Source organism: Desulfosarcina ovata subsp. ovata (genome assembly GCF_009689005.1).
In the GTDB taxonomy this organism is placed as follows: domain Bacteria; phylum Desulfobacterota; class Desulfobacteria; order Desulfobacterales; family Desulfosarcinaceae; genus Desulfosarcina; species Desulfosarcina ovata.
In genome coordinates this window covers 6240614-6253418 of the sequence record NZ_AP021879.1, presented here as the reverse complement: position 1 = coordinate 6253418, position 12805 = coordinate 6240614, and the positions used below count along the sequence as shown (strand labels likewise).

The 12805-nt window shown below is 58.0% G+C and carries 8 protein-coding genes; 6 read left to right on the top strand and 2 right to left on the bottom strand.

Going from position 1 to position 12805, the window contains the following annotated elements:
• Nucleotides 1–50: 50 nt before the first annotated feature.
• Both GN112_RS27415 and GN112_RS27410 read right to left on the bottom strand, forming a co-directional pair.
• The gene (locus GN112_RS27415; protein WP_155313079.1) at nt 51–1376 is read right to left on the bottom strand and encodes a TRAP transporter large permease; all 1326 of its coding nucleotides are present in this window, start codon (nt 1374–1376) and stop codon (nt 51–53) included.
• A complete protein-coding gene (locus GN112_RS27410) occupies nt 1376–1909 on the bottom strand; it encodes a TRAP transporter small permease subunit (protein WP_155313078.1) in 534 nt (177 codons plus the stop codon). Before GN112_RS27410 ends, GN112_RS27415 begins: the two co-directional genes overlap by 1 nt.
• Nucleotides 1910–2199: 290 nt before the next feature.
• Between GN112_RS27410 and GN112_RS27405 the strand changes: the two genes are divergently transcribed.
• From GN112_RS27405 to acsB, 6 genes are all read left to right on the top strand, one after another.
• Nucleotides 2200–4077: a bifunctional acetyl-CoA hydrolase/transferase family protein/GNAT family N-acetyltransferase gene (locus GN112_RS27405; protein WP_155313077.1), complete on the top strand. Its 1878-nt coding sequence runs from the start codon at nt 2200–2202 to the stop codon at nt 4075–4077.
• Between the two features lie 93 nt (nt 4078–4170).
• Nucleotides 4171–6138 (top strand): ASKHA domain-containing protein, encoded by a 1968-nt coding sequence (locus GN112_RS27400; RefSeq protein ID WP_155313076.1) that lies wholly within the window; start codon nt 4171–4173, stop codon nt 6136–6138.
• 538 nt (nt 6139–6676) lie between these two features.
• Complete coding sequence (locus GN112_RS27395) at nt 6677–7984, top strand: acetyl-CoA decarbonylase/synthase complex subunit delta (protein WP_155313075.1); 1308 nt, start codon at nt 6677–6679, stop codon at nt 7982–7984.
• 2 nt (nt 7985–7986) lie between these two features.
• Entirely contained in the window at nt 7987–8403 is a 417-nt protein-coding gene (locus GN112_RS33875; RefSeq protein WP_176603547.1) for a hypothetical protein, read from the top strand.
• Nucleotides 8404–8444: 41 nt separating this feature from the next.
• A complete protein-coding gene (gene cooS / locus GN112_RS27385; protein WP_155313074.1) occupies nt 8445–10478 on the top strand; it encodes an anaerobic carbon-monoxide dehydrogenase catalytic subunit in 2034 nt (677 codons plus the stop codon).
• Between the two features lie 39 nt (nt 10479–10517).
• Nucleotides 10518–12731: an acetyl-CoA decarbonylase/synthase complex subunit alpha/beta gene (acsB, locus tag GN112_RS27380; protein WP_155313073.1), complete on the top strand. Its 2214-nt coding sequence runs from the start codon at nt 10518–10520 to the stop codon at nt 12729–12731.
• Nucleotides 12732–12805 lie beyond the last annotated feature (74 nt).

Here is a 12805-nt window from a genome sequence, read left to right as displayed (position 1 = left end):
TTTTGGGGGGATGGGTGAAAAGCACGAACAAATCATCTACACGTTTTACTTTAGGGGCCGAACACCACTTTCGGCAACCAAGTGGCCAGCTGGGGGAACAGAACCACAATGGCCAGGCCGACAATCTGCACGAGAACAAAGGGAATAATGCCCCGGTAGATATGGCCGGTGGAGATCTCCGGGGGCGTGACCGCCTTCAGGTAGAAGAGCGAGAACCCGAAGGGAGGCGTCATGAACGAGGTCTGCAGGTTCACCGCAATCAGGATACAGAACCACACCGGGTCGAAACCGAACTCGATCATGATCGGCGCCAGCACGGGCACATGGATAAAGGTGATCTCGATAAAATCGAGAAAAAAGCCGATCACGAAAATCAGAGCCATGACAATGGCCAGTACCATGTTGTGGCTGTACTGATGGGCCAGGGAACCCAAAAACTCCCTTACCAGCCCGTCGCCGCCAAGGCCCCGGAAAACCAGTCCGAACGCTGCGGCACCGCACAGGATGATGAACACCATGCAGGTCAGACGCACCGTGGTCTGCATCACCTCATGGAGAATCTGCATGGAAAATTTGCGGTTGGCCACGGTGAGCACGGTGGCGCCCACCGCCCCCACGGCGGCGGCTTCGGTGGGCGAGGCGATTCCGGCAAAGATGGATCCCAGCACGGCCACCATGAGAAACAGGGGCGGGAAAAGCGCTTTGCCCATGCGGGCCACCAGCTGGCGCCGGGTAATGGCGTCCAGTTCCGCCTTTGGCATGGCCGGCGCCCAGCCAGGTTTCAGGAAGGAAATGACGGCAATGTAGAAAACAAACAGCCCCACCAGCAGCAGACCGGGAAACACCGCGCCCATAAACAGGTCACCGACGGAAACGCCAACGATATCACCAATGAGCACCAGGACAATGCTGGGCGGAATGATCTGCCCCAGGGTCCCGGAAGCCGACACGGTACCCGTGGCCAGCTCCTTCTGATAGCCGCGCCGCAGCATGGTGGGAACGGCCAGCAGTCCCATGGTCACCACCGTGGCACCGACAATACCGGTGGACGCCCCCAGAAGGGCGCCCACCACCACCACGGAGATGGCCAGCCCACCGCGTATGCGGCCGAAAAGCAACCCCATGGTGTCGAGCAGCTCTTCGGCCAGGCCTGAGCGCTCCAGCATCACCCCCATGAAAACGAACAGGGGCACGGCAATCAGGGTGACATTGGTCATCACCCCCCATATTCTGAGGGGCAGGAGATTGAAAAACGACCAGCCGAAGCCGATCAGGCCGAAACATAGGGCGGTTCCCATGAGGGTAAAAGTGACCGGAAAACCGGCCATGAGCAGGATGGTCAGGGCCAGAAACATCCACGCGGGCAGAAACTCCATCAGGCGTTCTCCTCATCGACCGTTTCAACCCCCAGAATCTGCAGCAGGGCATGCATGCCCATGGAAATACCCTGCAGCAGCAGCAGGACGTACCCCACGGTCATGGTTCCCTTGACGATAAAGCGGTAGGGAATGCCGCCCGGATCCGGGGACCCTTCGAGCATGGAGAAAGAGTTGCCGACAAATTTCCAGGATGTGCTGATCACCAGGTAGCAACCGGGAATGAGGAAAACGATGACGCCGATCAGGTTGATCCAGGCCCGGCCCTTGACACCCAGACGCTGATAAATGATATCCACGCGCACGTGTCCGTCGTGAAGCAGAGTGTATCCGGCACCGATCAAAAAAATGAAGGCAAACAAATGCCATTCCAGTTCTTGGGTGAAAACGAAACTGGTTTTGAACAGATACCGCATGACCACATCCACAAAAACCACCGCCACCAGCAGCAGGGTTATCCATGAAACCCCACGGCCCACGACTTCGTTGGACCGGTCGATCACACCGCAGATTCCCTTCAGCAAATTGACCATACCACCGCCTGAATTTAACGCTGAACGTCCGCATGCGCATTGGTGCGCCCGATCGTTCGTCGCCGGGCCACCCAACGATGCGAGCATTTACTAAATTCTTCAAATTGTTATATAGATATATAATCTTGTTTACGTCAAGAAAAAATGAATATCGTTCAGCGATGTTGGCCTATTGCCAACGCCCGGATAACGGGTTATTGATACAGGTTCGGACGGGAATATTTGTACTCCCTATATTAATAAGGAGTACAACACGGGCGTCGGCCCGCACCCCACCGGAGGAAACAATCATGGCAGGCAGTCCATACTGGGCGGATAGTTACGTACAGAAGTGTTGTACGGCGGAAGAGGCCATCGGACGCATCCGTCCCGGCCAGCGCATTTTCATCGGTTCATCCTGTGGAGAGCCCCAGCATCTGGTGAAAGCCCTTGCCGAGGCCGCCGGCGGATTCACCGATCTTGAAATCGTGCGTCTCATGTCCATGGAAACCACCTCCTTGAGTACCATTGCCGAGCGCAGCCGCGGTCAACGCCTTAACATCCGCTCATTTTACATGGGATCGGCGAAATCGAAGGGGTTGATCGAGAAATCCCGCTTTATTACCCCGCTCAATCTCTTTTCCGTGCCCCGGCTATTTAAAAGCCGGCAGTTGCCCATCCACGTAGCCCTGATCCAGGTCACCCCGCCAGATGATTTCGGCTGGATGAGCCTGGGGGTATCGGTGGACATCACCCTGGCCGCGGCCAATTCGGCGGATCTGGTCATTGCGCAGGTCAACCCGCAGATGCCCCGGGTGCTGGGCCGCAGTTTCATTCATGTGAACGACGTCCATCTGGTGGTCCAGAAAGAAGAACCCATCCTGACCTTGCCGGAGATCGTCGAATCCGAGGCAGCCGGCACCATTGCCCGGTTTACCGCACGGCTGATCAAGGACGGGGCCACCCTGCACATCACGCCGGATGCAGCGCCACAGGCCATCGTTGCCAATCTGGCCGAAAAAAACGATCTGGGCATTCACACCCAGTTTCTGACCGATGAAATCATGCAGCTGTTTGCCCGGGGAGTGGTCACCAACCGGCACAAGGGACTCAACAACGGAAAAATCGTGGCCAGCGGCGCCATCGGGTCGGCCAACCTGTACGAATTCATCAACGACAACCCGGCCATTGAATTTCACCCCTCGGATTATGTCAATGCGCCGGCTGTCATTGCCGCCCACAACAACATGGCATCCCTTTGCGTGGCCATGGCCATGGATCTGACCGGACAGGTGGCCGCCGACGCCATGGCGTTCAACAAGTTCTCCGGCGTCACCGGGATGTTCGATTTTGTCCGCGGCGCGTTTCAGTCCGAGGGCGGCCGCAGCATCATCGGCCTGCCCGCCACCGCCCGGGGAGGAACACAGAGTCGCATTGTCCCCATGCTCGAAGATACGGTGGTGGTTGTCCCACGCAGCGATGTCCATTACGTGGTCACCGAATTCGGTGTCGTCAACCTTTTCGGCAAGAGCCTCCAGGAACGGGCCATGGCCATGATCAGCATTGCCCACCCCGATTTTCGGGACGAGTTGATGGCCCAGGCCAAAAACATGAACCTGATCGGCAGCGACCGGACGCTTTTGGGCAGCCTGCATGGGGTCTACCCCATCCGCCTGGAGGAAACCGTGGTGATCGACGGAAAAACCGTCACCATTCAACCGGCAACCCTGGTTGACGAACGGCGAATCCAGGAGCATTTTTATGCGTTGGACAAAAGCGATGTCCTCTCACGGTTTTTCCATGAGAAAACCACATTCGCCTATGACGATGTGGGAAAGGCATCCCAGGTGGACTATATAAAAAATCTTACCATTCTCGCGCTGATTGGCGATGTTGGTTTTGGCCGGGTGGTGGGCATCGGCGAATACCTGCTGGATCCGGCAACCAACCTGGCCCGGGTGGCCTTCTCCGTCAGCAGTTCCTGGAAACGCAAAGGACTGGGAAAACGCCTGATGGAAAAGCTTTTCGAGGGCGCCCGGGACAATGGCATCAAAGGGTTCACGGCATATGCCGTTCCCGAGAACCTGGGCATGGTCAACCTGTTCAAAACGCTGCCGTCAGAGGTGACAACATCAATCGAAGACGACATGATCATGCTGCAGTGCCTATTCGACGAACCGCGAAACTGAAACGAAATGCGGGTCTTCGGCCACTTGAGAAATGAAGCAATCACCGGCGACCATCCACCACTATAAAATCCAAAACACAGGGGGGAATAATTCATGACCACCACCCATCGTATCCAATTTCTGCCCCATAACCGGGAAATCGAGGTCAAGGACGGCGAAAACCTGATTCGCGCTGCCATGGAAGCCGGCGTTCATATCAACGCCTCCTGCGGCGGTGAAGGCGTTTGCGGCAAATGCCGCGTTATCGTGGAAGCCGGTGAAGTCACCGGCGGCATCAGCGAGAAGCTGAGCGCGGCAGATCAGGAAAAGGGTTATCGGCTGGCCTGCCGATCCCTGGTACACGGGGATCTGACCATCCGCGTGCCGGTGGAGTCGACCATTGATGCCAGTGTTCTTAACCAGCAGACGGTCCCCCGGCGCACGGCCCGGATCCAGCAGAAGGACTTGAACGATCTCAAGGAGGCCGGACTGTTCCTGCCCCCGGTGGAAAAAATCTATCTCACACTGCCCGAACCGGACAACCAGGATCACCTGCCCGACGTGACCCGCCTGGTCAGCCATCTGAAACTGCACCACAACGAACATCGCCTGACGGTTAGCCTGCCGGTGATCCGCAAGCTTCCCGACGTGCTGCGCAAGGACGGATTCAAGGTGACCGCCACCCTGGCCCGGCCGGTGATGGAGAGCGGCAAAACTGAAATCGTCAATGTCCAGCCCGGCGATACCAGCGAGCGCAACTATGCCATCGCCATGGATATCGGCACCACCACGATCTATGGTCAGCTGATCGATCTCAAAAGCGGCGAGGTTCTTGCCGAGCACGGTGATTTCAACGGCCAGATCAGCTATGGCGAGGATGTGATCAGCCGGATCGTCTATGCCGAGAAAGAGGGGGGGCTGGAACGTCTGCATCAGGTGGTGACCGAAACCATCAACACCATCATCAAAAAAATCGTCCGCCGAGCCAAGGTGGATGCCGAGGATATCGCCGCCATCACCCTGGCCGGCAACACCACCATGACCCAGCTCTTGCTCAAGGTCAACCCGCGCTACATCCGCAGATCCCCGTATGTGCCGGCCTCGACCCTCTACCCGCCCATCCGGGCCGTGGATATCGGTCTGGCAGTGGACGATTATGTGACCGCCTTGGTCTATCCGGCCGTTTCCAGCTACGTGGGCGGTGATATCGTCGCCGGGGTCATGGGCGCGGGCCTTTATCTCGATGAGCAGCTGACCCTGTTCATGGATATCGGCACCAACGCCGAAATCGTCATCGGCAACCGTGACTGGCTGGCCTGTGCCGCCTGCAGCGCCGGCCCGGCCTTCGAGGGGGGCGGCATCAAACATGGCATGCGCGCGGCCAAGGGCGCCATCGAGGATTTCTCCCTGGACCCGGTTACCTGGGAACCGATGCTGATGACCATCGGCAACGTCCGCCCCAAGGGTATCTGTGGGTCCGGTCTGATTATCATGACCGCGGTGATGTTCGAGATGGGGCTGATCAACAACCTGGGCAAATTCAACCGCGACCTGCCCACCCCGCGCCTGCGCGAGGACAACGGCGTATGGGAATACGTCCTCGCCTGGGACGACGAAACACAGATCGACAATGACATTGCACTCACTGAAATCGATATCGAAAACCTGATCCGGGCCAAGGGTGCCATCTACAGCGGCTGCATGACCCTGCTCACCGAAGTGGGCATGGGTATGCAGGATCTTGACCGGATTGTCCTGGCCGGCGGATTCGGCAGCTATGTGGATCTGGAAAAAGCCATGACCATCGGTCTGTTGCCGGAAATCGATCCCGAGAAAGTGACCTTTATCGGCAATAGCTCCCTGATGGGAGCCAAAATGAGCAGCCTGACCAACCGCATCCGCAGAGACGTGGTGGAGGTGACCCGCAACATGACCAATTTCGAACTCTCCGAGACCCCATCGTACATGGACAATTATGTGGCCGCCCTGTTTCTGCCGCATACGGATCTGAACCATTTTCCGCGTCTCAAAACGCGGCTGGCGGACCGGAAAAAAAATGGGGAGGCCTCTCCCGGGGCATAACGCCCCATTTGAACGGACGCGCAAAAAAAGCGTATCCATCGCAAACGCTGTGAGTGCCCTCCACCAGCCACCGATCGCTGAATCCGATCCAGTGGGAATTTTGGATTTATCGCACTCATCTATTGACAAATCAGTCATCTATCAATAAGAATACCGACTGATTTTCCGCCTTCGGGAAGCGGGTACCCGTCGTGGCCAAGACGGTTTGAGGCAGATGTTATTTTACAAGTTGTTCATTCGACAAACAAATTAGTTATTGTTTGCATACCAGAGGATTGTATTGCCGATGAGGCGTTACCTGAACACGAGGCATAATAACCATCGCGTTGACCATATCCGCTTCCTGTGTCCCCCCATACCCTTCCGCTTCATATCTACCGTTGTAGATACCGCATATAAAAAAAATTACCTTAAGAAAGGGGGCCTGAAAACACCAGACGCTGGCCGTGTTTCTGCGCACTGGCCATAAAACGCAACGCATTACCGCAATACTTTAGTCAACCTCAATCATTAACCGGTAGCTGATAAGGAGGTAACTTTGAGTTTCGAATTTTATAAAGAATCCTATGCAGGGGGGATCAAGCCGATCTCCATCGGTAAGGGCGACAAAGCCATTACCGTCGGAGGCGAGACCTGCTACCCATTCTACCAGTTTGAGGGCGAAATGCCCCACAAACCAAAAATTGCTATGGAAATCTGGGACATGGCACCTGAAGAGTGGCCGGCAGCAGCCTTGGAGCCCTTCAAGGACGTGGTGTCCGATCCAGCCGCATGGGCAAAAAAATGCGTGGACGAGTTCGGTGCCGAGCTCATCGTCCTGCAGCTCAAAAGCACGGATCCCAACGGTACCGATGCCAGCCCGGCGGATGCTTCGGCCACGGTTAAAAAGGTGTTGGGTGCCGTCGACGTGCCCTTGATCATTTGGGGGGTGGCCAACCACGAGAAAGACGAGGCGGTGTTCAAACAGATCGCCGAGGACTGCCAGGATGTGCAGCTGACCATAGGGCCGGTGGAGGACACGAACCACAAGGGCATCGGCGCCGCTGCCATGGGTTATGGCCATGCCATCATCAGCTCGTCTCCCATTGACGTCAACCTTGCCAAACAGGTCAACATCCTGCTCGAGAACCTGGGCATGCCTATGGACCGTGTGATCATCGATCCGACCACCGGCGGCCTGGGATACGGCATGGAGTACAGCTATTCGGTCATGGAGCGACTGAGAATGGCCGCCATGGCCCAGGGGGACGACAAGCTGCAGATGCCCATGATCAACAATCTGGCCAATGAAGTCTGGAAGTGCAAGGAAGCCAAAGAGACCGTGGAAGAGGCCCCGACTCTGGGAGACCCGGAACGCCGCGGCATCCTCATGGAAACCGTGGGGGCGGTCACCTACCTGATGGCCGGTTCCGACATCCTGATCATGCGTCATCCCGAATCCATTCGCCTGGTCAAGGCCTATATTGACGCCATCATGGATGGTGGCAGCCTGGCCGATCTGGCGCCCATCGCCAAGCGCCTGGAAGGGGTATCCGTGGACCTGGCCGCCTTGGCACCGGAACCGGATCTGACCATCGAGGAAGAAAAGAAGGCCGCCAAACCGGCTGCCAAGGCCGCACCGAAAGCCGCCGCAAAACCGGCGGCACCTGCGGCTAAACCGGCTGCACCGAAAGCCGACGAGACACCGGCTCCGGAACGTGAAATCGATACAGTCGCCAAAAACCTCGGCCTGGATCTCGAAAAATTGCTGGCTGCCAAAAGCTGTACAAGGGAAGACATCGAGCACACGGCCGAGCAACATAACTTGACGTTGGAACAAACGCTTAAGAAATTAGGAGGGATGTAGTCATGGCAAAGGATCTATTTGCAGACGAGCCAAAGGATCTCTTCGCTGCCGAAGAAACAGGGCCGTCCAAAGAAGAGCTGGAAGCCCAGGCCAAAGCCAGGGCCGAAGCCGAGGCCAAAGCCAAGGCCGAAGCTGAAGCCAAGGCCCAGGCCGAAGCCGAAGCCAAGGCCAAGGCTGAAGCCGAAGCCAAGGCCAAGGCAGAAGAAGAGGCCAGAGCCAAGGAAGTCGCCGAGCGCGAAGCCGCCGAAGACGCCCTGCGCCAGAAACGGGCCGCCGAACGCGAGAAATTGGCTGCCAAGCATGCAGCCGGGCACAAGGACAAGGCCATTCTCATGACCGCCGCCGCCGTCCAGAAAACCGAGCACGAGAAGATCCTGGATAAGCTCAACTGGGTCCACCGGCGTGTCGCGTTGTACTAATCGTTAACCCTTGCCAACATTAATACGAGGAGGAACCTCTAATGGCAGAAATTAAGAAACCCGTCGCGAAAAAAGCCGCGGCCCCTAAATTGGCCGATCCCATCGCCGCAACCATCGATCCGGCCAGCCAGGAAATGATTGTCCGTGCCCAGAAAATGGGCATCGATACGGTCTTCGATCGTGCCGTTCAGATGAAACCCTGTAATATCGGTGTTCAGGGCATCTGCTGCAAGAACTGCTCCATGGGACCCTGCCGCCTGCCGCTGCCCAAGGGCGGCATCGAAGGCAAAGATACCCGCAAAGGCCTGTGCGGTGCCACGGCCAACACCATTGCCGCGCGTAACTTCATCCGCATGATCGCCGGCGGCGCCTCGGCCCACTCCGACCATGGCCGTTGCGTGGCCGAAGTGTTCTTGAGTGCGGCCCGCAAGGAAACCGACGCGTATAAAGTCAAAGACATCAACAAGCTGCTGCAGATCGCTCCGGCGCTGGGCGTCGCAATCACGGTCGAAGAGGACGGCGAGATCAAGGACCGCGACATTGACGAGATCGCCCTGGAAACGGCCGAAGCCGCCATGAACGAGTGGGGCAAACCCGAGGGTGAACTGCTTTTCGCCAAACGCGCACCGGAAGCGCTGTACGAAAAATGGAAGAAAAACGGCGTGATTCCACGCAATATCGACCGTGAGATCGTCGAAATCATGCACCGCACCCACATCGGCGTTGATATGGACTACAAGAACCTGATGAAGCAGGGCACCCGCGCCGCCATCGCCGACGGCTGGGGCGGCTCCATGCTGGCCACCGACCTGCAGGATGTGCTCTTCGGCACCCCGTATCCCCTGCAGTCCGAGGCCAATCTGGGCGTCATGAAGGAAGACCACGTCAACATCGTCGTCCACGGCCATGAGCCGGTACTTTCGGAGATGATCGTCGCCGTCTGCCAACGGCCCGAAATCATTGAATACGCCAAGTCCAAGGGTGCCAAGGGGATCCAGCTCAGCGGCATCTGCTGCACGGCCAACGAAATCCTGCAGCGCCACGGCATCCCGTCGGCCACCACCTTCCTGGGGCAGGAACTGGCCATCATCACCGGCGCCTGCGACGCCATGGTGGTGGACATCCAGTGTATCATGCAGAATATCGCCAACGTGGCCGAGTGTTTCCATACCAAACTGATCACCACCCACCCCATCGCCAAGATGGAGCAGGACAGCGTCATCCACATCGAATTCGACGAACACCACGCCCTGGAAGACGCCGAGAAGATCGTCCGCATGGGCATCGACAATTTCCAAAACCGCAGCACCGAGGTGATGATTCCCCAGCAAAAAGCCACCCAGATCGCGGGTTTCGGCGTGGAATCGATCCAGTATCACCTGGGCGGCACCTTCCGCGGCACCTACTACACCCTGAACGACAACATCATCAACGGCCGCATCCGCGGCATCGCCGGCGTGGTGGGCTGCAACAACGCCCGCACCCGTCATAACCAGGCCCACATCGAGGTCGTCAAGGAGCTGATCAAAAACGACGTCATCGTGCTGACCACCGGCTGCAACGCCATCGCCTGCGCCATGGAGGGCCTGCTGACTCCGGAATCCGCCTCCGTGCACTGTGGCCCGGGTCTGGCCGAAGTCTGTGAAACCGTGGGTATCCCGCCGGTCCTGCATCTGGGTTCCTGCGTGGACAACAGCCGCATCCTGCTGGCAGCCACCGAAGTGGTCAAGGCCGGCGGGCTGGGCAAGGACATCTGCGACATTCCAGTGGCCGGCAGCGCGCCCGAGTGGATGAGCGAGAAGGCCATCTCCATCGGCCACTACTTTGTCGTCTCCGGTGTGTACACCGTCTTCGGCGTCACCCTGCCCACCTCCGGTGCACCGGTGTTCCACAATCACATTTGCAAGGAATATGAAAAGCTCTACGGCGGTATGTGGGATATCGAACCCGATCCGATCAAGCATGCCCAACTGATGATCGCCCACATCGACAAGAAGCGCAAGGAACTGGGCATCGACAGGGCCCGGGAACGCGTCCTCATGGATATGGCCGACCGCCAGGCCCTGGAAGGGTAATTATTATCAACCAGATCCTCAACGAAGGAGGAATACGATATGTCTAAATTGATCGCATTTGCCGCCATTCAGGGTGGGTACAAGGTGGTTTCCGCCACTGAAGGGCTCTACCGCAAGGCGCTGGATACATACAACGCCGATACCAAGATCGGCTTTCCCAACACGGCCTACTACCTGCCGGTGATCTACTCCTTGACCGGCATGAAGGTCGAAACCCTGGAAGACCTGAAAAAACCCCTCGAGTTCGCCCGCGGCCTGCTGCCCCCGCACATCAAAGGCAAGCACCACCTGCCATACCTGGGGCCCCTGCTGGACGCCGGCATGGCCGCCGTTTTCGCCTACGAGATCATGGAAGCCCTGCGCATCCTCGACCAGCCGGATTTCTACATCCCCGAGGAAGACCCGGACATCGAGGCCGGCAAAATCTGGGTCGGCCCAGCCGACGACACGATCCTGCGTAAACGCGGCGTGGAGTTCGTGGACGGTTCCGCTCCCGGGTTCGCCGCCGTCGTGGGTGCCGCCCCCACAGCGGAAATCGCCAAGGACATTATCGAGGACTACCAGAAACGCAGTCTCTACATGTTCTGCGCGGCCCGTCATAACGGTACCTCCGTTATCGAGCAGTTGATCAGCCTGGGCGTCCAGATCGGCTGGAACACCCGTATCGTGCCCTTCGGCCCGGATATCTCCTCGGCCGTCTTCGCTCTCGGGTTCGCCAACCGCGCCGCCATGGCCTTTGGTGGCGTGCAACCCGGCGACCATAAAAAAATCCTGCTTTACAACAAAGATCGTATTTTTGCCTTCGTCAACGCCCTAGGCGATGTCGGCACCGAGTGGGGCGTGGCCGCCGCCGGTTGCGTCAACTGGGGTTTCCCGACCCTGGCCGACAGCGACATTCCCGAGATCCTGCCCACGGGTATCTGCACCTACGAGCATGTGGTCGCCAACGTGCCTGTTGACGAAATCTGCCAGAGGTCCGTGGAAGTCCGCGGCCTCAAGACCATCGTCTCCGACATCGACATCCCCTGCGCATTCGGCCCGGCTTACGAGGGCGAGCGCGTGCGTGGCGCCGACCTGCACTGCCAGGCCGGTGGCGGCAAAACCCAGTGCACCGAGCTGGTAAAGATGGCCGAGATGAACGAGATCGAGGACGGCAAGGTCATCCTTGACGGTCCGGATGTTACCGACCTGAAAAAGGGTGACACCTTCCCGCTGGGCATCTATGTTCAGGTGGCCGGCCGCGAATTTCAGCCCGACTTCGAACCGATCCTGGAACGTCAGACCCATCACCTGGTCAACTACATTCAGAGCATCATGCATATCGGCCAGCGCGACATCGCCTGGGTACGCATCAGCGATGCCGCCATCGAGAAGGGTTTCAGTATCAAAGATATCGGCGTGGTGCTGCATGCCAAGTACCATCAGGATTTCGGCAAAATCCTCGACAAGGTCCAGGTAACCCTGATGACCAATAAGGAAGACGTGGACAAGCTGACCGCACGGGCCCGCGCCGAGTACAAGACGCGTGACGAGCGCGTCGAGAAGATGACCGACGAGGACGTGGAGGTCTTCTACTCCTGCACCCTGTGCCAGTCCTTCGCGCCCAACCACGTGTGTTCGGTCAGCCCAGAGCGGACCGGCCTGTGCGGTGCCTACAACTGGATGGACTGCAAGGCCTCCTACGAGATCAACCCCACCGGCCCCAACCAGCCCATCGAAAAGGGCGAGTGCATCGATCCGGTGCTGGGCCAGTGGAAAGGCGTCAACGACTTTGTCTACAAAGCCTCCCGCGGCGCCGTGACCCACTACAACTTCTACTCAATGGTTATCGACCCCATGACCACTTGCGGGTGCTGCGAGTGCATTGCCGCCATGCTGCCCTCGTGCAACGGAGTCATGACCGTCAACCGCGACTATGCCGGCGAGACCCCCTGCGGCATGAAGTTCACCACCCTGGCCGGTGTCATGGGCGGTGGCGCTTCGTCTCCGGGTTTCGTGGGCCACTCCAAGTTCAACATCACCCAGAAAAAGTTCATCAAGGGTGACGGTGGACTGCACCGCATGGTCTGGATGCCCAAAATCCTCAAGGAAGAGATCAAGGAGCGTATAGAAAGATATGGCGAGGAAAATGGTATCCCCGGTTTTTATGATATGATCGCTGATGAAACCGTGGGCATCACCGAGGAGGAGATCCTGCCCTACCTCCAGGAAAAAGGCCATCCGGCCCTGTCCATGCCTCCAATCATCGGCTAAACGAAACGACGATGAAGCGGGTGCGGGTTGCACCCGCTTCATCCAACCGAACCGATTCCCCGGCATGCGTGGCC